Origin of the sequence: Rhodococcus sp. B50 (assembly GCF_013602415.1) — a bacterium.
Taxonomy (GTDB): Bacteria; Actinomycetota; Actinomycetes; order Mycobacteriales; family Mycobacteriaceae; genus Rhodococcus.
Genome location: NZ_WPAG02000002.1, coordinates 3,956,226 through 3,982,711 on the forward strand (window position 1 = coordinate 3,956,226; position 26,486 = coordinate 3,982,711).

Annotated in this window: 24 protein-coding genes; 2 read left to right on the forward strand and 22 right to left on the reverse strand. The window is 66.6% G+C overall.

Annotated features, from left to right (window positions below):
- Positions 1-64 precede the first annotated feature (64 nt).
- The 15 genes from GON09_RS18655 to GON09_RS18725 all read right to left on the reverse strand — a co-directional run bounded on the left by GON09_RS18655 (position 65) and on the right by GON09_RS18725 (position 15,353).
- Positions 65-958 (reverse strand): LysR family transcriptional regulator, encoded by an 894-nt coding sequence (locus GON09_RS18655; protein ID WP_213933096.1) that lies wholly within the window; start codon positions 956-958, stop codon positions 65-67.
- A gap of 4 nt (positions 959-962) precedes the next feature.
- Positions 963-1,832: a LysR family transcriptional regulator gene (locus GON09_RS18660; protein WP_213933097.1), complete on the reverse strand. Its 870-nt coding sequence runs from the start codon at positions 1,830-1,832 to the stop codon at positions 963-965.
- Between the two features lie 44 nt (positions 1,833-1,876).
- Positions 1,877-2,671 carry an enoyl-CoA hydratase/isomerase family protein gene (locus GON09_RS18665; protein WP_213933098.1) on the reverse strand — a complete coding sequence of 265 codons (795 nt, stop codon included), beginning with the start codon at positions 2,669-2,671 and terminating at the stop codon, positions 1,877-1,879.
- Between the two features lie 2 nt (positions 2,672-2,673).
- Positions 2,674-3,435 carry a crotonase/enoyl-CoA hydratase family protein gene (locus tag GON09_RS18670; RefSeq protein WP_213933099.1) on the reverse strand — a complete coding sequence of 254 codons (762 nt, stop codon included), beginning with the start codon at positions 3,433-3,435 and terminating at the stop codon, positions 2,674-2,676.
- Position 3,436: 1 nt separating this feature from the next.
- Positions 3,437-4,501: an MBL fold metallo-hydrolase gene (locus GON09_RS18675; protein ID WP_213933100.1), complete on the reverse strand. Its 1,065-nt coding sequence runs from the start codon at positions 4,499-4,501 to the stop codon at positions 3,437-3,439.
- Positions 4,498-6,063, reverse strand: a complete 1,566-nt coding sequence (locus tag GON09_RS18680) for a long-chain-fatty-acid--CoA ligase (protein WP_213933101.1) — start codon at positions 6,061-6,063, stop codon at positions 4,498-4,500. Before GON09_RS18680 ends, GON09_RS18675 begins: the two co-directional genes overlap by 4 nt.
- Positions 6,064-6,260: 197 nt before the next feature.
- Positions 6,261-6,584, reverse strand: a complete 324-nt coding sequence (locus GON09_RS18685) for a putative quinol monooxygenase (RefSeq protein WP_213933102.1) — start codon at positions 6,582-6,584, stop codon at positions 6,261-6,263.
- A gap of 11 nt (positions 6,585-6,595) precedes the next feature.
- Positions 6,596-8,245, reverse strand: a complete 1,650-nt coding sequence (groL, locus tag GON09_RS18690; protein ID WP_213933103.1) for a chaperonin GroEL — start codon at positions 8,243-8,245, stop codon at positions 6,596-6,598.
- A gap of 30 nt (positions 8,246-8,275) precedes the next feature.
- The gene (locus tag GON09_RS18695) at positions 8,276-9,307 is read right to left on the reverse strand and encodes an NAD(P)-dependent alcohol dehydrogenase (protein WP_213933104.1); all 1,032 of its coding nucleotides are present in this window, start codon (positions 9,305-9,307) and stop codon (positions 8,276-8,278) included.
- Positions 9,304-10,059, reverse strand: a complete 756-nt coding sequence (locus tag GON09_RS18700; RefSeq protein ID WP_213933105.1) for an iron-sulfur cluster assembly protein — start codon at positions 10,057-10,059, stop codon at positions 9,304-9,306. The genes GON09_RS18695 and GON09_RS18700 overlap by 4 nt, the downstream gene beginning before the upstream one ends.
- Positions 10,056-11,099 (reverse strand): amidohydrolase family protein, encoded by a 1,044-nt coding sequence (locus tag GON09_RS18705; RefSeq protein ID WP_213933106.1) that lies wholly within the window; start codon positions 11,097-11,099, stop codon positions 10,056-10,058. The genes GON09_RS18700 and GON09_RS18705 overlap by 4 nt, the downstream gene beginning before the upstream one ends.
- A 14-nt stretch (positions 11,100-11,113) precedes the next feature.
- Entirely contained in the window at positions 11,114-11,455 is a 342-nt protein-coding gene (gene mimD, locus GON09_RS18710) for a propane 2-monooxygenase effector subunit MimD (RefSeq protein WP_213933107.1), read from the reverse strand.
- The gene (locus GON09_RS18715) at positions 11,452-12,558 is read right to left on the reverse strand and encodes an aromatic/alkene monooxygenase hydroxylase subunit beta (protein ID WP_213933108.1); all 1,107 of its coding nucleotides are present in this window, start codon (positions 12,556-12,558) and stop codon (positions 11,452-11,454) included. The genes mimD and GON09_RS18715 overlap by 4 nt, the downstream gene beginning before the upstream one ends.
- Positions 12,559-12,599: 41 nt before the next feature.
- Complete coding sequence (locus tag GON09_RS18720) at positions 12,600-13,643, reverse strand: FAD-binding oxidoreductase (protein WP_213933109.1); 1,044 nt, start codon at positions 13,641-13,643, stop codon at positions 12,600-12,602.
- Between the two features lie 81 nt (positions 13,644-13,724).
- Positions 13,725-15,353, reverse strand: coding sequence for a methane monooxygenase (locus tag GON09_RS18725; RefSeq protein ID WP_213933110.1), 1,629 nt, complete (start codon positions 15,351-15,353; stop codon positions 13,725-13,727).
- Positions 15,354-15,633: 280 nt separating this feature from the next.
- On the opposite strand from GON09_RS18725, the gene GON09_RS18730 reads away from it, so the two are divergent.
- A complete protein-coding gene (locus GON09_RS18730; RefSeq protein WP_213933111.1) occupies positions 15,634-17,352 on the forward strand; it encodes a sigma-54-dependent Fis family transcriptional regulator in 1,719 nt (572 codons plus the stop codon).
- 15 nt (positions 17,353-17,367) lie between these two features.
- Positions 17,368-17,889: a pyridoxamine 5'-phosphate oxidase family protein gene (locus GON09_RS18735; RefSeq protein WP_213933112.1), complete on the forward strand. Its 522-nt coding sequence runs from the start codon at positions 17,368-17,370 to the stop codon at positions 17,887-17,889.
- A 21-nt stretch (positions 17,890-17,910) separates the two neighbouring features.
- Here the strand turns inward: GON09_RS18735 and GON09_RS18740 are convergent, their stop codons facing one another.
- The 7 genes from GON09_RS18740 to GON09_RS18770 all read right to left on the reverse strand — a co-directional run bounded on the left by GON09_RS18740 (position 17,911) and on the right by GON09_RS18770 (position 26,196).
- A complete protein-coding gene (locus GON09_RS18740) occupies positions 17,911-19,404 on the reverse strand; it encodes a TerD family protein (RefSeq protein ID WP_213933113.1) in 1,494 nt (497 codons plus the stop codon).
- Between the two features lie 4 nt (positions 19,405-19,408).
- The gene (locus tag GON09_RS18745) at positions 19,409-20,608 is read right to left on the reverse strand and encodes a TerD family protein (RefSeq protein WP_213933114.1); all 1,200 of its coding nucleotides are present in this window, start codon (positions 20,606-20,608) and stop codon (positions 19,409-19,411) included.
- A 42-nt stretch (positions 20,609-20,650) separates the two neighbouring features.
- Entirely contained in the window at positions 20,651-21,427 is a 777-nt protein-coding gene (locus tag GON09_RS18750) for an HAD family hydrolase (protein WP_244866783.1), read from the reverse strand.
- A gap of 65 nt (positions 21,428-21,492) precedes the next feature.
- Complete coding sequence (locus tag GON09_RS18755) at positions 21,493-22,599, reverse strand: cysteine protease StiP family protein (protein ID WP_213933116.1); 1,107 nt, start codon at positions 22,597-22,599, stop codon at positions 21,493-21,495.
- Positions 22,596-23,891 carry a phosphoribosyltransferase family protein gene (locus GON09_RS18760; protein WP_213933117.1) on the reverse strand — a complete coding sequence of 432 codons (1,296 nt, stop codon included), beginning with the start codon at positions 23,889-23,891 and terminating at the stop codon, positions 22,596-22,598. Before GON09_RS18760 ends, GON09_RS18755 begins: the two co-directional genes overlap by 4 nt.
- Positions 23,888-25,045, reverse strand: coding sequence for an HpcH/HpaI aldolase/citrate lyase family protein (locus GON09_RS18765; RefSeq protein WP_213934518.1), 1,158 nt, complete (start codon positions 25,043-25,045; stop codon positions 23,888-23,890). Before GON09_RS18765 ends, GON09_RS18760 begins: the two co-directional genes overlap by 4 nt.
- A gap of 29 nt (positions 25,046-25,074) precedes the next feature.
- On the reverse strand, positions 25,075-26,196 hold the full coding sequence (locus GON09_RS18770) for a hypothetical protein (protein ID WP_213934519.1): 1,122 nt from the start codon (positions 26,194-26,196) through the stop codon (positions 25,075-25,077).
- Between the last annotated feature and the right edge of the window lie 290 nt (positions 26,197-26,486).

Consider the following 26,486-nt stretch of genomic DNA (forward strand, 5'->3'; position numbering starts at 1 on the left):
GGAAGCGGGTGTCGTACCCACCTATCGTCGCGCCCGGATCCCCGGATGTCACCGCCCGGCGGACTCACTCGTCCGTGACGATCTCCTCGGACGATCGCACGAAGTCGACGAAGGCACGTCCTGCCCTCGACAGCGACACCGGATCGAACACCAGTCCGTACGCCTGCGCGAAGGTCGGCTCGCACGGGCGGACCACCGCGATGTCCTGCACCGACTCGGCGAGAGAACGCTCGAGGAACGACCCGCCCAGACCGGCGAGCACCATCGGCAGGCGGGCTTCGCGATGGTCGGTGAGGACCGAGATGGGGCGCCGTACCTCTGCCCGTCGCATCGCGTAGTCGATCGCGTCGCTCACCGAACCGCCGCCGCGCGGCACGAACACCATCGGAATGTCGGGGAGTTCGGCCAGCGACAGCGGCCCGGGCGGCAGGTCCGTACCCGGGGGATAGGCGAGCCAGTACTCGGTCTGCCCGAGTTCGATGACCTCGAGCCCCACCTCGTCCTCGACGGGCAGGTGGGTGACGACGAATTCACAGTGACCGTCGTGGATGACCGACGCGGTGGACTCCTCCGTCCGCAGGTCGCCGAGCCGCGCGGTGATCTTGGGATGGCGGCGACGGAACTCGGAGACCAGGTCGACGATCGGCCCGGTCGCGAGGGCGGGGAACACCATGAGATCCAGCCGGCCGGTGACTTCCGTCGTGGACACGGTGAGCAGTTCTTCGACGGCGTTCACGTCGCGCAGGATCTGCCGGCTCGGACCGATGAGGGCCTTGCCCGCTGCCGTGAGCACCATGCCGCGGCCGATGCGATGGAACAGGTGCACTCCGAGCTCACGTTCGAGGCTGCGCAGCGCCTGGGAGACGGTGGGCTGAGCGACCCCGAGTTCGGCGGCCGCGCCGTTGATGCCGTCGTTCTCCACGACGGCGAGAAAGTACTCGACCTGACGGAACTCCATGTCGTCACGCTTCCCAGGGGATGGCTGTGGTGGTTGCTACGAAGGCCGCAGCAGCAGGGGACAGGTCGCCGGGACGCATCACCAGTCCGACAGGACGCCGGAACGGCGGGTCCAACGACCGTACGACGGCGCCGGGGATCTGCTTCTCGGCGACGCGACGCGGAACCACCGTCCCCGCCGTACCCCGTTCGACGAACTGCCACAGGGCAGCCTGGTTGGCGCAGTCGACGACGACGTTCTGTTCCCCGAGCAGCTCACCGGTGCGCGCCGCACTTGCGCGGGAACCGAGGTCGAGAACCAGCGGGAAGTCGCGGACCTGGGCCCGGGTGACGGGATCAGGCACGTCGGCAGTGAGCTCGGGATGCAGCGCGAGCACCATCTCCTGCTCGAGGACCGGGACGGTGATCATGCCGGCATGCTCGACCGACAGGTCGGTGATGCCTATCTCCGCTTCGCCGCGGCGCAGCGCCGCGTGCACCCCAGGAGGTCCTTCCGCGTCGTTCACCCGCACGGTCAGGTTGGGATAGCGCGTGCGGAAGCGCTGGACGAACTCGACGACCGGATGGATCGAGAACGTCGCGTAGGTGACGATCTCGACGCGGCCGGCCTCGAGATCGCGCACCGCCGCGACCTTCTGCTTCGCCCGCTCGACGTCGGCGAGGATCCGGCGCGCGGCAACCTCGAGGACCCGACCGTCCTCGGTGAGAGTGAGCCGTCGACCGGTGCGGTCGAACAAGGTCGTGTCGAGGCGCCGTTCGAGGGTACGGATGGCCTGCGACAACGACGGCTGCGAAATATAAAGAGCCTGAGCAGCCTTCGTGATCCCGCCGTGGTCGACGACGGCCACGAAATAGGTCACGAGGTGCAAGTCCACCCGGTTATCGTAGGCGACGGCCGGAATCGCCCCGCACGGAACCGTCAGGAAGGGGCGTCACCGGGGCGCGGCACCTGCCATCCTCCGGTGAACACCGGCTCGCGTTTCTCGACGAAGGCGCGCATCGCGTCGGGGGCGTCGGTGGCATGGTTGACCGCTTGCGAGCGAGCCTCGTTCTCGAGCGCTTCGCGGAGCGTGAGCGACGAGCCCTGCTCGAGCATCCGCGCCGACATGCTCACCGCGACCGGCGGGGCGGCGGCCAGCCGCACGGCCAGTTCGGTGGCGCGGTCGGCGAGCGCGTCGGGTTCGACGAGTTCTGTCACCAGACCCAGGGTGTACGCCTCCTCGGCGCTCACGATGTCGGCCAGCATGACCAGCCGCTTCGCCTGGTGTAGTCCGACCAGGCGCGGCAGGATCCACGATCCGCCGAAGTCCACCGACAGCCCGCGCCGCGCGAAGATCTGGCTGAACTTCGCGGTGCGGGAGGCGACGACCACATCGCACAGCAGCGCCATGTTCCATCCGGCGCCCACCGCATACCCCTCGACCTGCGCGACCAGCGGTTTGGAGAACTCCGCGACGGCGAGCGCCGTGCCGTTGATCTGGCGCATGCGGTCGAGGGGATGGGTGCTGTCGCGCCGCTCCATGTCGGCGCCGGTGCAGAAGTCGCCCCCGGCGCCGGTGAGGATCACGACGCGGACGGAGTCGTCGTGCTGGAGCTCACCGAACGTCTCACGCAACGACCGCCACGCATCGAGGGTCATCGCGTTCTTGCGCTGCGGCCGATTCAGCGTGACCGTGGCGACGGGGCCGTCCTGCGCGACCAGCACGTCCGACATCCTTACTCGCCCTTCCAGACCGGTGCGCGCTTCTCCGCGAACGCGCGGGCACCTTCCTGAGCGTCGGACGATGCGAACACCGGGTCGATGAACTTGCGCTGGGCGACGAAGGCGTCGGGGTCGGTGTAGTTGGCGGCCATCGCGACGACCTGCTTGGTCGCCTTCACTGCGAGGGGGCCGTTCGCTGCGACGCGAGCGGCGAGTTCCTTTGCCACGGTGAGGGCTTCGCCGGGTTCGGTGACGCGGTTGACCAGACCGTGGTGATGGGCGACTTCGGCGGTGAGTGGATCACCGGTGATGGCCAGCTCCATCGCGAGGGGATAGGGCAGGATCTTCGGCAGGCGCAGCAGACCCCCGGCCGCCGCGGCGAGTCCGCGCTTGACCTCGGGGATACCGAATTTCGCGTCGCGCGACGCGACGATCAGGTCGGCGGTGAGGGCGAGTTCGCACCCGCCGGCCAGGGCCCAACCTTCGACCGCGGCGATGAGCGGCTTGCTCGGCGGTGCCTCGGTGATGCCGCCGAAGCCGCGACCGGGGATCGACGGCTTCTCGCCGCGCGCGAACGCCTTCAGGTCCATTCCGGCACAGAACGTTCCGCCGGCACCGGTGAGGATGCCGATGGTCAGGTCGGGGCGTGCCTCGAATTCGTCGACGGCCGCGGCCAGCGCCTCCGCCACTTCGAGGTTCACGGCGTTCTTGGCCTCGGGGCGGTTGAGGGTGAACACCGCGACGCCGTCGGCGAATTCGGTGAGGACAACGCTCATGTCAGTTTTCCTTCGTATGGGTCGGGGCGGAGAGGGTCCAGCGGGCGGGAGTTCCACCGTCGGAACGGATGTCGCCTCGGTCGGCGAGAACGATGAGATGGGCCTGGGTTTCGCGGACGGCGAGTCGCTGCAGCCGCGGGTTCATCACGTCGATGGGGCGCGACCACGTGACGCGGGTCGTGATCTCCCATGCGGTCGATTCGGGCCGGGCCGCGACGGCCTCGCGGATCTCGTCGAGCCGGACCTCGTGATGATCCATGAGCTGACGTGCGCGCTCGGTGATTCCGCGGAACCGGTACTCGTGGGCGGGCAGCACCTCGCAGTCGGGCAGTGCCGTCGTCGCGTGCAGCGACAGCAGGTACCGGTGCAGGGGGTCGCCCAGTTCGCCGGGGCCCGAGGAGATGTTGGGACTGATGCGCGGAAGCATGTGGTCACCGCTGAACAGCAGGTCGCGGTCGCGGTCGACGAACGCGAGGTGGCCGGGCGTGTGGCCGGGGGTCCACACCGCTTCGATGTTCCAGCCGGGAAGGTCCAGCCGATCACCTTGGGCGAGAACGATATCGGCGCTCTCGCCGGGAGGGAAGTGCACGAGTTCGAAGCGGGCCGCCTCGACGACCTCGGGCGGAGCACCCAGGCCGGTGAGGTCCACGCGCCATGCTTCCTTGTCGGCGGCGACGTCCTCCGGGGTGAAGTGTCCGAGGGCGGCGGCGTCGGCGGCGTGCATCGCGATGACAGCGCCGGTCGTTTCCTTCAACCGGGGTGCCAGACCGAAATGGTCGGGATGCAGGTGAGTGATTGCCGCGTAGCGCACCTCGGTGATGTGATGGCCGGTCGCGGCGACACCGGCCACGAGGGTGTCCCACGACTCCTCGGTGTCCATACCGAGGTCGATCAGGGCGAGGCCGTCGTCGAGGGCGAGCGCATAGGACAGCACGTACCGCAGCGGGTTCTTCGGCATCGGAACCGGGATCGACCACAGTCCGGGCCGCACCTCTTCGACCGGTGGCAGTACGCCGGCCGCCCACGCTTCACGCTGGACGGTACCGAGGTCCTCGGTGACGATCATGACGTCGTTCCTTCCCGTGCAGGAGCGAACTCGTCGCGCAGTGTGCGCTTGAGGATCTTGCCGCTGGCGTTGCGAGGCAACTCGTCGACGAAGTGGATGTGCCGGGGCTTCTTGTACGAAGCCAGACGTTCGACGGTGAACTCGAGGAGTTCGGCCTCGGTCGGTGTCTCGGCTCCGGGCGCGACCCGCACGACGGCGGTCACGGCTTCACCCCACCGGTCGTCCGGAACTCCCACCACTGCGACCTCGGCGACGGAAGGATGTTCGGAGATGACCGATTCGACCTCGATCGGGTAGACGTTCTCACCCCCGGAGATGATCATGTCCTTCACGCGGTCGGTGACGAACAGGTAACCGTCCTCGTCGATGTGCCCGGCATCGCCGGTGCGCAGAAAACCGTCCTCGGTGAACAGGGCGGCGTTCTCGGCCTCGCGTCGCCAGTAACCCGGTGTGTTGTTGCGCGACCGGCTCACGATCTCACCGGTTTCGCCGCGGGGGAGCGGTTCACCGGTGGCGAGGTCACGGATCTGGACCTCGATCCCCGGCAGTCCGGTGCCGGCCGAACGTAGGAGGTAGGAGCGCGGACCGTGCGGGTCGTGGTCCTCGGCACGCAGCGCTGTGAGGGCGCCCATCGTCTCGGTCATGCCGTAGCGCTGCACGAAGCGGCAGTCGAGGGTGTCCATGGCGCGGGCGAGTTGCGTGGGCGTGATGGGGGAGGCGCCGTAGGCGACGACGCGCAGGCTCGACAGGTCGTAGTCCGACAGGTCGGGCATCTCGACGAGCATGTTGATCACCGACGGCACGAGGAAGGCATGGGTGATGCCGTGCTCGGAGATGGCGGCCGCCACCAGATTCGGGCGCATCTCACCGAGCAGCACCAGGTGCAGGCCGGCGGAGAGCGACGTGCTCATCCACCCAGCGCCGGCGATGTGGAACAGGGGCAGTGCGTCGAGCGACACCGAGTCCTCGGTGAATTCGTACAGCGCGAAGTTCTGCGGCTCATTGAACAGGTTGTGATGCGTCGCCACAACACCTTTGGGACGTCCGGTGGTACCCGAGGTGTAGAGCTGCAGCAATTCGGTCCGCGGGTCGTCGCCGAAGCCGGGATCGATGCCGTCGCCGGAGGCGAGGAAGTCGTCCCACGACCGTGCGCCGGGAACCGTGCTCGCGTCACCGACCACGACGATCTGCGTACCGGGCAGGACCTCGGCGGCGGCGCGCGCGGAGGCGGCGAACTCCTCCTCGACGATCAACACGTCGAGCTGCGCGTCGTCGGCGATGTCGGCGATCTCGCCCGGGTTCAGGCGCCAGTTGAGGGGGGTGAACACCAGTCCGGCCTTGGCGCAGCCGACGAACGAGGCCGCGCCGGGAAGGCCCATGCGCAGGAGCGCGCCGATGCGCCCGGACGTGACCGGAACCGTCGTGAGTGCCGAGGCGACCCGGCTGGTGAGGGCGTCGAACTCGGAGTAGGTGAGTGTCGTGCTGCCGGAGCTGACCGCCGCACGATCCGGATGCTCGACTGCCAGCTGCCGAATTCGGTTGGGAAGGTGCAACTCGCTCACATCACGCTCCTGATCGACACGGCCGACGCGCGGACATGCCGTCCACGCCGGTCCAGTCGATCACGAGCGTGACTGCTGCCACAAAGACCTGCGGCCGCACGAAACGTTAGGACAAACCTATGGGCGCACATCGAGACCGAGGTCGTGTGCGAGATTCTCGTGAATCCCGCCCACGACCCCGGGCTCGAACCGGTCGATCAGCCGATCTCGAGCTCCCCCATCCGCGACCACTCGGTGCCGGGAATCTCCGTGTTGAGGATGCGCGGGGTCTCGCTCAGCGCCGGGCGCATCGCATCGAGTCCCTTGCGGAAGTGATCGGACTTCACGTGCTCGGCACCCGCATCCCCATCGCGGAAGGCCTCGACCAGAACGAATTCGGACGGATCGTCCACGCTGCGGGACCAGTCGAACCACAGGTTCCCGGGTTCGCTGCGGGTCGCCTCGGTGAACTCCGCGGTGGTCTCGAGCCAGTTGTCCTGGTACTCGGGCTTCACCTTGAAACGGACCACGATGAAGATCATCTTGCCTCCGGTCAGTAGATGTTCGACGGGCGGATCATGCCTTCGGCGAGGTCGCCGAAGCCGGGCGCGTGGATCGCCCCGGGGTGGCCCATGACCTCCTCGACCACGGCGGTCTCGGTGGTGATGAGCAGGGCCGCGATCGAGGCCGCACTCTCGAAGGCCGCCCGCGTGACCTTGAACGGATCGATTACGCCCTCGTCGAACATATCGCCGTACTCACCGGTGAGGGCGTTGAATCCGTGACCGAGCGGCAGTCCCTCGACGACCTCGGCGACCTGGTCACCGTCGAAGCCCGCATTGATGGCGATGCGGCGCATCGGCTCGGCGAGCGCCCGTCGCACGACATCACGTCCTACCGCTTCGTCGCCGGGAAGATCGAGGTCGGCCAGTGCCCGGTGGGCCTGCCCGAGGGCCGTGCCCCCACCGGCGACGACACCCTCCTCGAGTGCCGCACGGGTCGCGGCGAGTGCGTCCTCGACCCGCAGCATCCGTTCCTTGAGTTCGACGCTGGTGGCGCCGCCGACCTTGATGACCGCGACACTGCCGGTCAGGCGCGCCAACCGTAGCTGCAGCGCGTCCTGGTCGGCGTCGATGCGGGCCCGGTGGAGCTGGGTCTCGAGCTGCGAGATGCGCGCCTCGACGAGTTTCGGATCGCCGTGACCACCGACGATCGTCGTGTCGTTCTCGGTCACCGTGATGCGATCGCACGAGCCGAGGTGCTCACGGGTGACCTCGGACAGTTCGATGCCGGTGTCCTTGGCAACGACATGACCGCCGAGCGCCACCGCGAGATCCTCGAGCTCCGCGACCCGCCGGTGACCGAATCCGGGTGCGCGCACGACGACCGACTGCATCGTCTTGTGCATGTTGCCGCCGACGAGCAGATGCAGGGCCGGCCCGTCGACGTCCTCCGCCAGCACCACCAGCGGCCGGTCTGCGCGTTTGGCTGCCTCGATGCTGGGCATGATGTCCTGCACCTGGCTGATCTTCTTGTTGGTGAGCAACACCAGCGGGTTCTCGTGGACCGATTCCATCCGCTCGGGATCGGTGACCATATAGCCGGAGATGTACCCGTGGTCGAACTCGATGCCGTCGACGACGTCGACGGACATGCCGAGCGTGTCGGATTCCTCGGTGGTGACGATGCCGGAGCGTCCCACATGGGCGACGGCGTCGGCGATGACCTCGCCGATCGCGTCGTCGTCGCTGGCCGCGAGGGTCGCGATGCGGGCGAGGTCGTGGCGGTCGCGGATCTGCACGGCGTGCGCACGAACGGCATCGACGACGACGGGGACCGTGCGTTCGATACCGCGACGCACCCGCATCGGATTGGCCCCCGCCTCGACCGCCCGGAGCCCCTCGCGGACCATGGCCTGCGCGAGCACGGTGGCGGTGGTGGTGCCGTCGCCGACCGTCCCGTTGGTCTTCATGGCGACTTCCTTGACCAGTTGCGCCCCCATGTTGGCGAACGGGTCGCGTAACTGGATCTCCCGGGCGATCGTGACACCGTCGTTCGTGATGGTCGGAGGACCGGTCAGCTTCTCGAGTACGGCATTGCGGCCCTTGGGGCCGAGCGTCACCTTCACCGCGTCGGCGAGAGCATTGACGCCGTATTCGAGCAGTGTCCGGGCTTCCTGTTCGAACCGCAGATCCTTGGCCATGGCGGGATTTCCTTTCGTCGGTGACGCGGTTCAGGAGCCGGGGACGAGGATCGCGCGGCCGCGTACGCGACCGGCGTCGAGATCGTCGATGGCCTGCTGGAACTGGTCGAGCGGGTACTTCGTGGTGTGGAGCGTGACCTTGCCTTGCGCGGCAAGGACCATCAGGTCCTGCAGGTTGTTGTAGGAGCCGACGAGATTTCCGATGAAGTTGATCTCCGTCGAGATGACGTCGATGGTGGGCACGTCGATGTTCTCGCCGTAGCCGACGACGTAGTAGTTGCCGGCGCGCCGCAGCATCGCCACGCCTTCCTTCGTGGCGCCGCCTTCACCCACGAAGTCGACGACGGCCTCCGCGCCGTTGCCGCCGGTGAGGTCGAGGACCTGCTGCACGTGCGTGCCGTCGGCGACGATCGCGTGGTCGGCGCCGATCTCGGCCGCGAGCGCCGTCGCGTCCGGATTGCGGTCGACGACGACGAGCGTGGCCGCCGAGATCGCCTTCAGCACCTGGATGCCGATGTGCCCGAGACCACCGGCGCCGATCATCACGCAGGTGTCGCCGGGGCGAAGTACCTTCGCGGCCTTGGCAACAGCGTGGTAGGCCGTCAATCCGGCGTCGGCGAGAGCGGCGACGTCCGCGGGTTCGAGAGAGTCGTCGATCCGGACGACGCTGCGGGAGGTCGTCTTCAGGTATTCGGCGTAGCCGCCGTTCGTATCGATGCCGGGGAAGGCATTGTTCTCGCAGTGGACGTCGTCACCGGAGCGGCACGCGCGGCACTGACCGCACGTGATCAGCGGGTGCAGGATCACCTTGTCGCCCACCGCGACGTTCGTGACCGCATCACCCACCGCGTGCACCCAGCCGGCGTTCTCGTGACCGATCGTGTACGGCAGTTCGACGCCGCTCTTCTCGGCCCACTGCCCTTCGAGGATGTGGATGTCGGTGCGGCACACGCCGGCCCCGCCGATGCGGACGATCACATCGAGCGGCCCTTCGATCTTCGGTTCCGGGACCTCGGTGAGCTGGAGTTTGGTGTGGTACCCCACGACCTGCACGGCCTTCATGACACTCTCCTGACGGGAACGGGCGAAGTTGATCGGGCGTCGACGATCTGCGGGACCGCCGCCCCGTCGTCGTCGGAATAACGGGTGGCGAGCAGGCCCCGGCAGAAATGGGAATTGCCTTCCATGGAAATGCGCACGGACTTCGCGAACCGCAGTCGCATCGGAATATTCTCGGCCGGAATGGTTCTGCCCTCGTCGTCGACGAAGACCCGGCCGGCCGGGCACAACGTCAGGCCGAGGGCCAGACGTCGCCGGATCAGAGCGGACCGGTACCGGCCCGGCGGGATGTCGCTCAGCGTGAGCGACCCGATGTCGTCGAGGGTGACGGACGTATCGCGGAGCAGCGCCTCGATGCAGCGTTCGAGTGCTGCGAGGTGCGCCTTGCGCAGGAAGATGCGGCGCAGATCCTCGAGGCTGTCGACGGCCTCGACCCCGAAGGTGCCCCGATATCCCGCATTCGCCGCGAGACCACTGTTGATCTTGTGGCTGTCGTGGTGATCGTCGAGCAGGATCCGTACGTGCCCGATCCCTTCCACTGCCTCGAGCACGTCCTGCGCATCCGAGGCCATCAGGTACGCGAAGTTGGGGGAGCAGAAGGCGGTGGGCAGACGCAGGTGCACGGTGACACCCTCGTCGTCGAGGACCACCGAACGGACGAACCCGAGATCGGTGATGGGTTCGTCCAGTTCGGGGTCGACGACGTCCGACAACGCCCCCAGGACGTCGTCGGCCGTCACCGGTTCGGTGGTCATGACGACACCGCTTCCTGCGCTCCCGCGGCGACCTCGACCCCTTCCTGCCCGGCCGGTTCGGGAAGCCGCAATTCGGCCGGCACGTCGATGTCGTACAGTGCGGCGGCGTTGAGGCCGAGGATCTTCTTCTTCTGGTCGGTCGTCAGCGGCGCGTACTCGGTCATGTCCTCGGGGATCTGGAAATCGACGAACTTCTCGATCAGCCACCGCGGTGTCCACAGTGCGTAGTCGCTCGAGAACAGGATCTTGTCCTCTCCGATCCAGTACATCAACTCGCCGATGATCTGCGCGAAATAACGCGGGCGGGTGTGGATGAACGGAATCGCCACGGCCAGACCGCCGTACACATTGGACTCCTGCGTCGCGATCCAGCAGAAGTCCTCGAGGCGGGGCAGACCCACGTGTTCGACGATGAACCGCAGATCCGTGTAGTCGGTCGCCACCTTGTCGACGTCGGCGACGTCGAAGGCATCCCGATCGAGGGGCCGGATGGTCGGGCCCTTGTGGACGTGGATGTTCTTGATGCCCAGTTCGATGCACTCCTCGAGGTACCGGCGCGACCACTTGTCGTCGAGCTTGTATCCGCGTGAGTCGCCGAACCATTCGGCAGTGTAGAGCTTGACGCCCTGGAGGTTCATGCTCTCGGCGTCACGACGGAGCTGTTCGAGGCCGGCCTCCTCGTGGCGAGGATCGTAGGCGTGGTTGTAGGTGAGCTTGCCGGGATGCTTGCGGGTGAGCTCGAGGCACTCCTGCGTCTGCCCGAAACCGGTCTTGTAGAACTCGCTCAGCAAGGTCGCCTGGAAGATCGCGTGGTCGACGTAGCCGTCGACGAACAGGTCCTTCATGAACCTCTCGCTGCCGTAATAGGCGTAGGTGTCGAAGTCCCACACCTCCTCCTGCGGGCTGAGGTTCTTGTGGTAGTCGTAGAAGCAGTCGATGAACTGCTGACCGTGGATGTTCTTCAGGTTGGAAGGTCGTGCGTCCCAGATGTGTACGTGAGCATCAACGATGAAGTAGTTCTCGTCGTCCTTGGTGTACATGTCGTCCTCGATTCCTAGGGCGCGGTGAGGTCGAAGCCGATGTACTCGGCGGCATCCTCGGGGCTGGCGAACAACATGGTCTTGTCGTCGAGATGCACCATGCGTCCGTAATGGGTCGAGCTGATCTCCTCGAAGACGGAACCGTCGAACTCGCTGCCGAGAGCGTCGGTGAGCTCGTCGTAGTCGAATTCGAGCAGCTTCGTGCCGTCGACGCGGATCATCGAGGGGTACTCCGTCAGTTCCACTCCGTCCTTGGCGCCCATCACGTCGGCGACGACCCGTCCGATCGGAGTGTTCATGAGCGTCACTCCGCACTTGTTGGAGAACTCGGTGGAGGATCCGAAATTCATGCTCACTGGTCCAGCTCCTTCGGTGCTTCCAGGCCGATCTCCTCGAGCAGGGATCGGAACTTGGACTGGGCGGATTCGAAACTCGAGGCGAAGGTGACCGCCTTGTCGGACGGCTGCGACCAGATCGGCTGCAGCGATCGTGCCGCTTCGATGCAGCGAGGCACCCACGTGCTCATCCAGGTGGCGAACACCTCCTTGTTGGCTTCGCCGAATTCCTCGTCGCGCGTGAGCATCCGGTACAGGGCCCGCGTGTAGGCGAGATCGCGGTCGTAATCGTGCTCTCCGGTGCCGACGATCGTCGGCGTGATGTAGTCGCCGTTCCGCGCGGCGATCTGCATGATCAGTTCGGATCGGAAGAGCGAGCCCACCAGCTGTTCGAAGACGATGTTGGTGGCGAACAGCAGTTCGCACCAGTCGCCGACCGCCGTCAGCCGTTCGACGACCTCGCGGGTGGCCTGCCATTCGGGAGCGGACTGCCAGACCTCCTTGTGCGCCGACCCGTCGAACGGCACACCGGATTCGGAGAGGTCGAGATTGAACAGCGCCAGATCCTGCGCGAAGCGCAGCTTGTGCGCTGCGTTGACCGCCACCGCGGTGTTGATCATATTGGTCGGGCCGGACCGCTGGATCGAGGTGAACACGTGCAGTCCCAGACCGTTCTCGGCGTGCATCCAGGCGCCGAGGTTCCGCGCGATGAACGTCAACCAGGGGGTGTTCCAGACCTCGTACGCGCGTGCTCGTTTCGCGTTCTTCAGGCACAGGTCCACCTGCCGGACGACCGCCGCGTTGTTGCGGTAGATCGACTGGTCCCATTCCTCGTTGGGATCCCGGAATTGGTGCCAGTCCGACGATTTCGCGATCGTCCATTCCTTCGGGTAGCCGCCGGGGCCGTTGCCGAAGCCGTAGATCCAGCCCTGGCTCAGGTGCCGCTCCGGGTCGGGTTGCACGTCGACGGTGACGTCCTCGTAGGTCGTCGCCCGCAGCTTCGCCGGCTTGTAGTAGTTGTAGGTGCGGCTCTTCGAACTCGGGAACTCCAGGGCGCCGGCCTCGGCATCGGTGAACTCGATGCGCGGAAAACTGCGCCGCTGGGGCTCTGCAGTGGCGGTCATCTGTGGATTCTCCTGTCGCTGGGACGAAGTGGGGACTTCGATCACTCGAAGGTCGGGCTGGTGAACTTGTCGTAGAAGATCTGGTCCTTCGGGACGCCTCTGCTCTCGAGCAGATCCAAGGTCGCGTCCACCATCGGGGGTGGGCCGCACAGATACGTCTCGCACCGGTGCAGTTCGCTCTCGTGGGCACCGACGACGTCCGGGACCATTCCCGTCTCCACCCCGGTGAGGCCGTCGGGTAGGGAGTCCGCGTTCTCCGACAAGCATGGCACGAAGGCGAAGTCTCGTAACGTATTTGCGAATTCTCGTATCTCGTCGAGATAGAACAGGTCGGCGGCGGTGCGGGCACCGTAGTAGAAGCGGACCGGCCGGGTGTCGCCGGTCTGGCTCATGTGCCGTAGCAACGACAGGATGGGAGCCATCCCCGCACCTCCGCCGATGCAGACGACCGGTAGTACGTGGCCGTCCTTGAGGGTCGACGATCCGTAGGGGCCGGTCAGGGCCAGTTCGTCGCCGACCTTCAGGCCGTCGTCGAGCAGGCCGGAGAAGACACCACCCGGGTACTTCTTGATGAGGAACTGGACGCGGCCGGAGGTCGCGGGGGTGGTGGCCATGGAGAACGACCGGTGGTCGTCCGTGCCGGGAATGGTGATGTCGGCGTACTGGCCGGCCTTGAACTCGAACGTCTCGGGCTCGACGGGGCGGAGTTCGAGGGAGACGATGTCGCGCGTCACGGGCTCGATCGAGATCACCTGTGCGCGCACGTTCTGGATGGGCACTCCGCCGAGGAGTTCGTCCTCGTCGAAGTTGAGCAGTTCGATGGTGCAGTCGCTGAACGAGTGTGAGCGGCACAGTAGTACGTAACCCTCTTCGACTTCTGCGTCGTTGCACGCGAAGGTCGAGTAGCGATCCATCTGGATCTCGCCGTCGAGGACGTAGGACTTGCAGGCCGAACATTGCCCCTCACGACATCCGTGCATCAGGTGGATGCCCTGCCGGAAGGCCGCGTCGAGGATCTTCTCGTCCTCGGCGACGTCCATCTCGATGTCGACGGGTTCGAAGTGGATGCGGTGAATGTCGGCCACTGGAACCTCCTGTACTTCGGGTAGGGGACCCGGCCGGCGCGGATGCAGGGGATGTCACCGCGCCGGCCGGATCGGGGTGTGTCAGAGCGGAGTGGCACCGGCGCGGTATTCGGCGACGTGCGCTTCCCGTTCCGCGTCCGACATCTGGTTCAACAGCACGTTCGGGCTCTGGAAGGTGTTGCCCCGCACGTCGTCCAGAGTCCACATCTTCTTCGGATCCAGGTCGAGATGCGGCTGCCCGATGAGGGTCTTGCCGTCGTCGCGGACGTAGCCGAGATCCTGGACGATGTCGGCGAGATCCTTGTCGTGGTGCAGGGTCTCCCATTCACGGAAGCCGGTGAGACGTCCCATGTTCGGAGTCTCCCGCCCTTCGTACTCGCTGCGGAAGGCGACCGCGTCGGTCCAGTAGCAGGGCTCCGAACAGTAGGTGCGCCACTGGTCGTCGACCTTCTCGACCACCATGTCTTCGCGGACGAGGCACGGCACCATGCAGGTCCAGCACCGGTGGGGGTACTGGTAACCGACGTCCTCGAAGGCGATCGGCTTGTTGCGGCCGGGATGCGCGAGGCGGTTGTAGTTCTCCCACCACTTGCCGAACTTCGAGTACCAGCCGGGGTACTTCTCCTCGAACCACTCGAAGTCGGCGTCGGTCATCGCGTCGATCCGCCAGTAGTTCACCGGCCAGCCGGTCGCGAAGAACCGTGCCACCTCGTGCACATAGCCCTTCTCGGTGATGCGCTTCCACGCCTCCTCGACGAGGTCGTGCGGGATGGTCAGCCCGTACTTCTCGAGCGGCAGCAGGTAGCTGCGGTAGTAGTCGTCGTAGATCCACCGCCGCCACATCTCCGCATATGATTCGCGGTCCTTGCGGCGGTCCTTCGTGCCGTACTCGATGAAGGTGCCGATCGCGGCGTCGACGACGCAGTGGTTGTTCCACCAGGCGTACCGCAGGTCGCGCTCGAGGAGCGGACGGTTGCGCTCGTCGGCGAGAGCCATCAGCAGGATCGAGTAGCCGTTGGAGATGTGCCGGGACTCGTCCGACTGCACCGAGTGGAAGACGGTCGGCAGCAGATAGTCGCCGTTGGCGGCGGCCTCGTCGGGCATGGCGACGAAAAGCGTGTTGGTGAAGGCGGTTTCCGCGACCACTGTCAGGTAGATGTTCGCCGCCGTGATCGCGTCGCCGGTGATGAAGCCTTCACCGAACTGCCGGCCGATGGTGCCTGCGTAGTTGTTCGCGAAGGCCTTCTCCGTGATGTCGAAGCCGGCCGGATCGATGTAGTTGTTCATGTACAGCTTCTTGAGGTTCATCTGGATCGTGGAGTGACGAACCTCGTCGATCATCTGCACCGCGAGCCCGTTGTGGATCTCGGGATTGGGCACGGCGTCGATCGCCATGGGCATGGCTCGTGCCGCCGAGATCTCGGGGAACGGGATGATCGACAGGAACAACTTCTGCCATTCGAGCCAACGTTGCTGGACCTGGCGGAACATGTTGCCGCGGATCGCGCCGTCCATCGCGCCGTAGACGCGGTTGTCCTTCTCCTCCTCCATGGGGAAGTACGACCGCATGATCTGCTTGAGCGGATCCTTCTTCGGGGCCTTCTCGAAGGTGTAATCGGTGCCGAAGCGGGTCGCGGGTGTCGCGAAGGTGGGTTCCCACGACAGTTCGGTGATCTTCGCATGCGCCTTGGTAAGGCTCTGCCTGCTCAATGTGTGCCTCCTGGATCGGGAGCCGGCTGCTGCCGGCCGTGGGAGATCGGGGGTGATGCCGATACAACCGCGTAGGAAACACACAATCTGTCTCAATGTGAGACGCGGATCACAGTTTGAAGCGTTACAGTGACGATCGAACAATCCGAACAGCGATCCGTGGCGACCGACAATCGGGAGATCGACGGTGAGTGCACACAGGCCGGGCGCTGCGTCGAAGCACGCAGCGCCCTCTGACGAACTCGGAGGTAGTGCGATCGGATCAGGCGACGGTGGGCGGATGCGGAACTGGTTGCGCGTGTCCTGGCTCCGGTCGGCGCAGGCGAACGTCGATACCGACCAGCCGGGCGCCGACTACATCGACCCGGATTCGGTGGACACGGTGCTCACACGTGCCGCTGCGCCGGTGCTCGACGCGATGGCGCAGGAGATCGAGAGCGAACCGGTCTCACTCATTCTCACCGACGCGTCGGGAACCGTGCTGCGCCGACGCCTCGGGGACATCGGTCTCGCCGCTGCCCTCGACAGTGTTCACCTCGCCCCCGGGTTCCGGTACGCGGAGACGAACGTCGGAACGAACGGCATCGGAACGTCACTCGAGGTGGGCGCCCCCCTGCTCATCCGCGGGGACGAGCACTACAACGGACGTCTGCGGCGATTCTCGTGCGCGGGTGCTCCGGTGACCCACCCCGTGACCGGAGCCGTGCTCGGCGCCGTCGACCTGACCACGCTGGCCGAGAACACCAATGCACTGTTGCTGTCGTTCGCGAAGATGGTCGCGCAACGTATCCGGGAACAGATCCTCGAAGAGGCCGGCGAACTCGACAGGGCGCTGCTGCGCGACTACCACCTGGCCTGTCAGCATTCGGGGCGGCCCGTCATCGCCATCGGCGACGAAGTGCTCATGATCAACGACCTCACACACCGCGTGTTCGATTCGCGCGACCAGGCCGCGATCATCGACCGCACCCGCGACTCGCGGGGCCGGTCCGAGCCGTTCACACTCCTCGCCGACCTCCCGAGCGGCGTCACCGCGCGACTGTCGTATCGCCCCACCTTCGTCGACCACAGGCTCGCGGGCGGCATCGTGCACATCAAGGAGCAGGTGGACGGACGACGAACGCGCTCCGGTGACCGCGATCGGGCACCCGTCCTCCGTTCCGTCGCAGGAACGAGTGCCACCTGGACGCGGACCGTGGAAGAGATGATCGACGCCTGCGCCCGGGGCGAGTGGATCGTCGTCGACGGTGAGCCCGGCACCGGGAAATCCACGTCGGTTCGGGCGGTACACGAATACTCCCGGAACGGACACGAGCTCGTCTGCGTGGACGCCTCGACGTCGAGCACCGACGAGATCGTCGAGCGGGTCGCTACGGCCGTGGAGGACGGTTCGGATCTCCTGATCCATCGTGTCCACAGCCTCGACGAGGACACGCTCGATGCCGTGAGCGATCTCCTGCTCGACGTGTCGTCGAACTCCGCTGCGGACGACTCCTGGGTGGCGGTCACGATGCACTCGGCCCAGGGCCTGCCCGACACTCACCCGTTGCTGCGCTTGTTCCCGAAGACGGTGCAGGTGCCACCGCTGCGCCATCACATCGAGGACCTCCCAGAGCTGTCCCGATACTTGCTCGACGGCATGGGCGCTGCGAATCTGACGTTGTCCCGTGCCGCGGCGAACCAGCTCGCACGAGTCTCGTGGTCCGGCAACGTGGCACACCTGAAATCGGTGCTCGAGGACATCTGCAGGCGCCGGCGGTCCGGAACGATCGAACTCGACGACCTGCCCGCGGAGTGCCGGTCGACCACCCGCCGCCGTCTGACGAGACTCGAGTCGCTCGAACGCGACGCGGTCGTCGAAGCCCTCGCGCTCCACAACGGCGACAAGGTGGCCGCGGCAAAGGCACTCGGGATGTCGCGCGCGACGATCTATCGGAAGATCCGTGAGTACGGGATCGAATACAGAGCAAGATCGGTCAGGTCTCGCGACCACTCGTGATGCGAGCATGACGGCATGCGCGAAACTACCGACGAGCTCGGCGAACTCCAGACCCTCCTCGACGCGTCACTGTCCCGGTCCACCGGGCATCTGCGGTCGATCATCGACCGGCAGAGCACTGCAACCGCACAACAACTCGTCGAGGTGCTCACGGGCATGTGTGTACTCACGCTGGCGACGGTCACCGCCACCGGTGAACCACGGATCAGCGGCGTGGACGGCCACTTCCTGCACGGGAAATGGCATTTCGGTACGGCCCGCAGTGCCGCCAAGGCCCGGCATCTCGCTGCTCGTCCCGCCGCCGGCGTGGCCCACATGCGCGGGGAGGACCTGGGGGTGTTCACCCACGGGAGGGTGGAGATCCTCAACCCGCAACACGGTGCGCCGGCCGACGACTGGCCGGAACTGCTCGCGTACTTCAAGTCCTTCTACGGTGCGGATGCGTTCGACTGGGACAACGATGTGGTCTACTACCGCCTGCACCCCGGGTGGACGACCGTCTACGCGCCCGATATCGCGAAGCTCGTCGGCGGGTGACGATCGAGCCGTCCGAGTCGATCAGTCCTGCAGCGAGTTCCCACCCAGCACACCGCGAAGGTGTTCGGTCTCTGCGGGCAGCCTGTCGGGTGTGAAGGCCCAACGGCCGCCCGTCCACGGATCGGTCAGCTGTTCGTCCGCAGGCAGGTGCTGGGCCGCGCCTCGAAGGATCTGCACGACCGGATCGTCGTCGTCGTCCGGTGGATCGCCTGCGAAGACCATCGAGATACGGCCGTTACCACCGGCTCTCGTGATCCGGACGATCTGCACGAGGTCGTCGTGGTCGTAGCCGTACGGGAATCCGGCGAGGACGACGAGCGCCGGTGAGGTCGGCGTGCTCCCGTCGACCTGCTGTGCGAGCGCGTCCAGATCCGCGGCATCGGCCAGGCCCCGGAGTTTCGCCGGGACCTGTGCTCGGTCGTGAACGGGTGGTCCGGCGAACCTCGCTGCGGTGAGCGCTTCCAGTTCGGGCAGGGTCCGTCCGGGGTCGACGAGATGCACCAGCGTGCCCAGCTGTGCGGCGAGCAGTCTCACGACCAGGGACGAGACGACGGGACCGAGTTCGGCGGGTTCGCCCTCGATCCACAGCGGACGCAGCAGCGGTGCCGGCAGACACAGCGGAATGCGCAACGGCCCGTGATCTGCTGCCACTTCACCCACGCGCACACCGTCACTCGGCGTGGATGATCGGATCCAGGCGGGGGAGGTCCAGGACGCGAGTGCGGGTGGCAGGGTCGCGTCGACGGTGAGCAGTTCCGCGGCGAGCACTGCACTGTCGTTCCGGTAGCGTGTTTCGGCGACCTCCACGAGTTCGTCGTAGCGTTGTTGCGCACGCTGTCTCGACTGTTCGGCCTCGAGGCCGGTACGGCGGGCGGGGTCGGCTACTGCCGCCGAGAGCTCGTCGTCGAGTCGCAGCCGGGCGAACTCGAGGCTGGACGTGCATGCGGCCGCCGAACGCGCGGCGTCCTCGAAGATCCGCCACAACAATTCGAGCGGTGGGAGTCCGACAGCCGGAGCGGGCACCGTTTCCGAGTCGGAGATCTCCGCCGAATCGTCGACGTCGACTCCGTGCGCGGTGAACATCTCGACGAGTCCGCCGGTGTAACCCTGGCCGAGGGCGCGCACCTTCCACACGTCGTTACGACGGTAGATCTCCCAGCACAGCAAAGCCGTCTCGCTACCGGCCGCCGGTTCCACGTGAAACGTCGCGAGTGAGGTGCCCGCCGCATCGGACAAAGAGGTCGACACCGCAGCGGGGCGTTCGCAGCCGACCGCGCACAGCACACGTGCGCCGCGGCGGACAGCGCCGACGTCGACGACGATCACCTCGCCCTCGAGCCGGACGCCTGCCGTCCTCGGTTGGTTGTAGAACACGACGTCGTCGGAGGAAGCGACCCGCAGGCGGTCGTCCACGACGAATGCGCACACGTCCAGCGGGACGGCGGCGGACGCCGTGAAACGGACCGTGCGGATCGCCAGCGGAGCATTCTGCCCTGCCGTGAAGCGCTCGCCCATCGGGCTACGAGGCCAGGAACCGGCCCAGTTGCGGCGCGGCCTCACCGGGATGCTTCGCCTGCATGCCCTCACCGATGGCCTGCAGTTTCCATTCGCTGCCCTGGCGGTAGACCTTCGCCATCACCATGCCCGTGAACGGCATGCCGCCCTGCAGCGTGTAGCGCGCGAGCTCGGTATTGATCGTGCCGTCGACGAGTCGGCAGAACGCGTTCTGCACCTGCTCGAAAGTGTGGCCCTTGTAGGAGGTCACGATGAACATCACCGTCGTGACATGGGCGGGAACACGGGTGAGGTCGACGAGCATGACCTCGTCGTCGCCCTCACCCGCACCGGTGAGATTGTCGCCCTCGTGCTGGACCGATCCGTCCTTCGAGCGCAACTGGCCGTAGTACACGACGTCGGCGATCTGGTTGTCGGCGAACAGCACCGCCGACGCGTCGAGGTCGATGTCGGCGGAGCGATTCCCGAACAGGCCGCGCTTCTCGACCGGATCCCAGCCGAGACCCATGCGCAGGAAGGTCAGCGCGACGCCGCCGTCCTTGCGGAGGGTGACCTTCTGGCCCTTCACCAGGCTCACGGGACGATTCTTCGTGAGGCTGACCTCCGCCGGCTGTGCCGGCTGGGCCGGTTGCGCGGGAGGGCTCGGTTGGACCGGCGGAGCAGACGGCTGCGGTGCCGCAGCAGCCGGTTGAGCCGGAGCGTCGTCGACGCTGACGCCGTGGTCGGTCACCAACGCTGCGAATCCGCCCGCATATCCCTGCCCCACGGCGCGGACCTTCCAGGCGCCCTGACGTCGGTACAGTTCCAGCGCGATGACGATGGATTCGCTGCTCAGCCCGTCGATCCGGTACTCGTACAGCACGGTTCCGCTGCTGTCGGACACCCGCGCGGTGGGCGACGCGAACCGGCCGAAGTTGCTCGACGGGTCGTCGAGGGTGATCACGGCGCGCACCTGATCGATGTCGGCGGGGACCTGCGCGAGCGACACGGCGAGCGACGCGGCCTGACCGGGCGCCCCGGAGACGAGGCGCACGCCCGGCCCCGTCGGCTGGTTGAAGAAGACGAAGTCGGCGTCCGAGCGCACCTTGCCGTCGGCCTTGACGAGTAGTGCGGACAGATCGGCAGGGGTGGTCAGCTCGAGCGAGACGACGACGTCGGACGCGGTGAGCGGTCCGTTCTGACCCTTGGAGAGCGGAGTCGGCAAGAGATGTGTCCTCACTGTGTCGGTGGCCGGGCGCCTTCTACTCTACGAAGGGGCCGGAAGACGAGCGGATCGGGCGAACCAGGCGAGGATCTCCTCCCCGGCCGTGACGCCCGCAGCGCCGGTCACCGACACGGTCGGGTGGCGCCAGTCCATCAGTTCCAGTTCGCCGTGACGAGGCCGGATCGCGGCATCCGCGGCCTTGAGCATCTCCGCGTCGAGTGCGCCGTCGCCCGCGGCCAAGACGGGCGCGCCGTCCGTGAGAACTCCCCGATCGCGGAGCCTGCGGTGCACCTCCGCCACCGCGCGGCTCTTGCACACGCTGTTCGGCATCGTGTAGATCTTGCGGCCCTGCTGTGAAGCGTTCCAGCCCCGCGTCGAACACCAGTCGTGCCAGTCGTCGAGGAATCCGGCAGGTTGCGCTGCGACGTCGACGACGAGATAGCAGAACAACTCGTCGGCGATGCGGAACTTCGACACCCAGTCCTCGGAGATACGACTGCGCAGTTCGGTCGTGATCTCGTCGAGGCTCGCGCCCCCCTCACGTACCGCTGCCTCCACGCTCCGGCGCCAGTGGGGGTCGAGATGTCCGTCCTCGAGGATCGACCCTCCGTTGCTCGCGATGGCGTACCGCCACGGACCGCCGGGGAGGTCGATGCGGCGGAACTGTTCGGGTGTGCGCGTGGTGGTCGGTACCACCGCCGCGTCATCGGCGAGGGCGCGAAGTTGTTGTGCTGCAGCGCCGGTAACGTACGACAGTGGTGCGCCCTCGTAGTACTCGACACACAGCAGGTCCTGCGTGGCGAACTGGTCGCCGGTCATCGCGGCGCGCGAATAGATGAGCGTGCGGTCGAGGTCGGTGGCGACCAGTGCGGGCGCAAGGGTATTCACGGCAGATCCTTGATCAGTCCCATACAGGAGTAGGCGAGGTCCGGGACCTCCTCGACGGGAACGTTCCGAGCGGCCGCGAGCATGCGGATGTGGGCGTGCTCGTCGGCGGTGAGGTCGCGCACCAGCACCTTCCAGGGAACGCGGCGCAACAGCACGCGAGTCGTCTCCCCGACACCGGGTTTGACGAAGTTGACACTCGATATTCCGTACTGGGCCCGTACTCGTTCGACGGACTCCCAGCCGGCCCACGTGGGGGCACGGTCGGAATCGAGCACCCTCCGTGCGGCCGATTCGACGTCCCCGCGCGTGTCGAACTCCGCGGTCACGGCGTCCAGCAATTGATTCGACACGTCGTCGGCAGCCAGTTCGGCGTAGAACTTGGCGCCGTGGAACTCACCGGGACCGATCAACGTGTCGTTGAGGACCGTTCGTGACACCAAGCCGGAGACGGTGGAGTTCAGGCAGGCCGAGGCGATGAGGAAGTCGTCGCGCGTGCCGTAGGTACGCACGCAGTGGCCGGGGTCCGCGAGCACGGCGAGATCGTCCGACAGGACGGGGCCACCGCACGCGGCGTATTCGGCGAGGGCGGCGGACAGCTCGCGTGCGATCGCGCCTTTGCCGGTCCAGCCGTCGACGAACACGATGGACTCGGGGTCGTGTCGCTCGGTGATGTAGTCCAGAGCGGCGGAGTCGATTCCGCGCCCGCGAACGATCGACACCGTGTAGTGCGGCAGCGACAGGCCGTGCTGTCGTAGAGCCCATCGGCGGATCAGGATGCCGATCGGAGTGCCCGCCCGCGCGAGCGACACGAGGGTCAGGTCCGTCCCGCGTTCGGCGAGAAGCAGTTCGGTGACCGTGCCCACCGCGTGCGCCAACCGGCCTGCCGTCGTGCCGAGTGCCTTGTCGAACAGTTCGCGATAGGCGGCGTCGGGTTGGTACTCGATCGGCAGGGACTCGGCGTAGTGAGCGAGACCCGCTTGGATCCGTGCCTCGCGTTCGGCGATGTCCCCCTCGAGGTCGACGTGGGAGAGGTCCTTGAGCAACCACGTCACCTCGTCGGGTGCGTAGGAGCCGAACTCGGGTCCGGTGAGTGGCACGGTCATGAAGTCTCCCTGTGGGTGCGCAGCACCGTCGGATCGGTTGCGGGCACGACCGCGACGAGGACGTCCTCGCCGGCCGCGGTGAGTACGTCGAGAACACCTCCCGGTGCGCGGAGGCGGTCGGTGTCGGCAGGCGAATCGATCACGAGGATCAGCTCGGGCCGGACCTCGGTCGGTGTGGGCCACTGCGCGTTGTAGAGATAACGCGGCACCTCGTTCTCGAACTCGGTGTCGATGTGTTCGGGTGCGGTGAAGCGGAATCCACGACGCAGGGGATATCCGTCGACGTCCATCACGTAGGCGGGGGATCGGGTCGTGGTCTGGAACCGCGTGGGCGTGCCGCGTTCGGTGAGTGCGTCCGCCAGCCGGAGCGGCAGGTACATGAGTTCCTCGTGCCCGATGACCACGGCAGGTCGCTGCGCGTCCCGCACCTCCGCGATCGTGTCGGCGAGCGTCGCCAGAGCCGCGTCGAATCCCTCTGTGTCGGTTCGCAGCATCCCGTGCCGGCCACCGTCCGGCACGTGCGAGGGCCAGGGTGCACGAACGAACCGGACGTCGCCGCGTCGATCACCCTCGGGATTGAGAGGAGGCTCGGGCAACGACGCGACCCGCGCGACGAGATCGTCGGGCACGACGGAGCGCCCGTTTGCCAGGCTCACGTGCTCGATGGTCGCGCCGAGTTCCGCTGCGACCTCGGTCGTCCGAATGCGGTTCTGCTCCGAACGCATGTCGACGAGGGAGGCGAGCACGTACCGATCGCGAGGGTGGTCGCGGTGCAGTGCGCGGATCGCGTCGAGAGCTGTTGCTCCCGTGGAAATCTCGTCGTCCACGAGAACGAGCGGCGCAGGATTGGCGAACAGGGCGCCGGAGGTCGGTTGGAGCAGGTGGAAGGTGGCGTGCGAGTGCCCTTCCTCGAATCCGGTGAGCACCTCCGCTCCGGGAGTGCGCCGCCGTGTCGAATGCAGGTAGCACGCCGCGGCGAGGGCATCGGCCACGCAGTGGCCCAGACCCGTTGCCGTCTCGGCGAACCCGAGAACGACCGCATCGGACGATGCGTCGCCCAGCAGATCGGCGACGAGTTCACCGAGGCGGTGACCGGCACCGCGGACCGCCGCGGGCTCGGTGGGGATGTGCTTACCGAGCACCGTGGAGACCAGTAGGTGTGCTCGACGCGGATTACGTCGCAGTCCCGGCCGGACGAGTTCGGGCACGGTGAATTCGCGCGAGGAGTCGACGTGTTCCAGCGCAAGTCCGAGCTCTGCTGTGGCCCAGGGAATATCGAACAGTCGGGTCATCGGTCCACCAACGCCGTCAGCAGGTCGACGAAGGTGATCCCCTTACGCGTGACACCGAATACCGACGCGCGCAACAGGGTCTGCTCGGCCCATGTGCGGTGCGGGCGGCGTTCGTTCATCTTGTTGCCGTATCCCGACGCCTGCACACCCCCGGTGTCGCGATCGAGGATGTCGGTCGCATCGTGGTACTCCTCATGGGTGACGGCCGACAAAGCGTGCACTGCAGCGACATGAGACGGATGGATGACCGTTTTTCCCTGGATTCCGTTCGCCCGGTCGAGGGCGATCTCGCGTAGCAGGCCGTCGAGATCGCGGCTGACGAGCTGCTGCCGGAACAATACCGCGTCCTGCTCCTCGAAGGGGGTTGCGCGCAGCATCGGACGGAACATGCGTTCGTGGTCGGCGAAATACTCCCAGACCGGACCCGTGATCACGAAACCCGTTCCGTCGGTTCGCCCCAGATGGTTCACCACATCGGCGATCACGTCGACGACGACCCGCACGTCGTAGATCGTCAGGTCGCGGTCGCGCCGGATCCCGAAGGTGGCGCACATGTCCGTGGCTCCGATCCGGACCGCGAGCACGCGGTCGCGATGCTCGGCGAGGATGTGGGAGATCGCGCGTAGTTCGTCGTCGCGTGTCTCGCGGTGGACGACCTCGGCCGATTCGATGACGGGCATGGCGTAGAGGTGACGGTCGATCAGGGTCGACGCCGCAGCGACCGCCTCGAGGAAGGCGGGACCGGTGCGTGCGGTGAATTTCGGCACCACGAATCCGGTCAGCACGGTCTTGCCGGCGCCGAGCATGGACGCCACCCGCCCGATGCCGTCGGCGGTGCGGACACGGACGAACAACATCATCGTCGACGGTCCGTTCGCGGCGAGCGCATCGAGGGTCGCGACAGCGTTCTGCAGGCCCTGTTCGACTTCGTCGTCGGCGACGGCGTCCTCGAGGTCGAGCACCATCGAGGTCACGCCCTCCGCGGCACGCCTCGTGATCGTCGCGACGAGATCACTGCGCGTCGCGGGCACATACAGTGTGGCGCCGAGGGCGGTCGCCAGACGGTCGCGATTGTCGCTGTGCCCGAACGGTTCGGGACGGTGCAGGAACAATTCCTCCAACGTCGCGTCGTCGAGATGCCGAAAGTGCTGCATGGCGCGCACTTCGGTAAGCGTGGCCCCCCTCATGCGTTCTCGGTCCGTCCTCTCATTCGATCGACCACTCCTGCGATGAAGGTCGACACCGCATCCAAATCTCTGACGTAGGCCCAGTAGTCGGGGTGCACACCGGTGAGTGCGTCGACGGCCCTGTCGATCCGGCTCAACTGCGAGTCGAGAACGGAACCCCATTCTGCGGTCAGGCCGCGCTGCACGGCCAGGTGTTGTGCGTCACGGAGGCGGAAACGTACCTCGTCGACCTTGGCACCCGGATTCTGCCGGACTGATCGCAGGGTCGCGAGTCGTGAGGTCACGGCGTCGACGAGTCCTTCGGCGCGGGACAGTTCGGCGCGGATCGCCGCGACCAGCTCGAGCGCGTCCTCGGGCCTGCCCTCCTTCGCTGCCGCGCGAGCCTGCGTGAGCTGGTCTTCCGCGCGAGTGAGAAGCTCTCTCGCCCGTGTCTCGTTGCCGGACAGATCCGCGGAACTGGCAGCGTTGAACTCCCTGAGCAGCGCGGAGAAGGCGGGTGCGAGACCCTCGGCTCGTGTCCGGACCGCTCCGAGCCGGGTGGTGACCGAGGCGAGTGTGCGCGCGGCCTCGTCGCGGCGCCCCGGAGCCTGCGCGAGCGCGGTGCGGAGGCTCGTCGTCGCTTCTTCGACCCGAAGGGCGGCCGTGCGGGTCGCGCCCACCCCATGCGCCGCATCGAGACTGTTCAGCGCTTTTTCGAGTGCTTCGGTGGCCGTGCGCACCGATGGAAAGTTCGCAAAAGCAATGAAATCCGGCTGCTGTGTCATACCGAGAACGCCCTGCGCTTCGGTACGCATCCGGTGCGCGAGCTCGGGCACGGTGTTCGCCACGGCCGTCATGCGCTCGAGGTGACCCTGGTTGTTTCCGAAGAATTCATCAAGTGTTCGTGTTGCGTCGGAAATCTGGCGCAACGCCTGCTCGTAGGCCGGGGCAGGCGCGAGCGGTTGATCCGGATCCGTCACTGCCAGCTGAAGATACGTCTCCCCGGCGCGGTAACACGCCTGCCGGATCGGATCCCACTCGCGGAGCAGGTGCCGTTCGGGTTCGAACTCGTAGGAGGCGGCGACACCGGCCTCGATGACGGACTGGCGCTTGTCCATGTCGAGGAATGCCGCGACCATCGCATCGTGTGCACGACGAGCCGCGGGATCTTCCGTATCTTCCCCGCCGAACAGGCGGCGCGTCCATCGGCTCGCCACAGAACCGAATGGTACTGGGCGCACGTCCGCAGGGCCGACGCGTTGCCTTTCCGCCGGTCGGAGCCGTGGTCCGTGCAGATCACGGAAGCGCTGCGCGGGACCGGGCATAGTGGATATGGGCGTACCCCACGCCAACAACTAGTGTGGGGAGAAACGCACACCGGGCGTGCCCTACACCGGTACGTCGACCGTTGGAACGATCGAAAGGACCC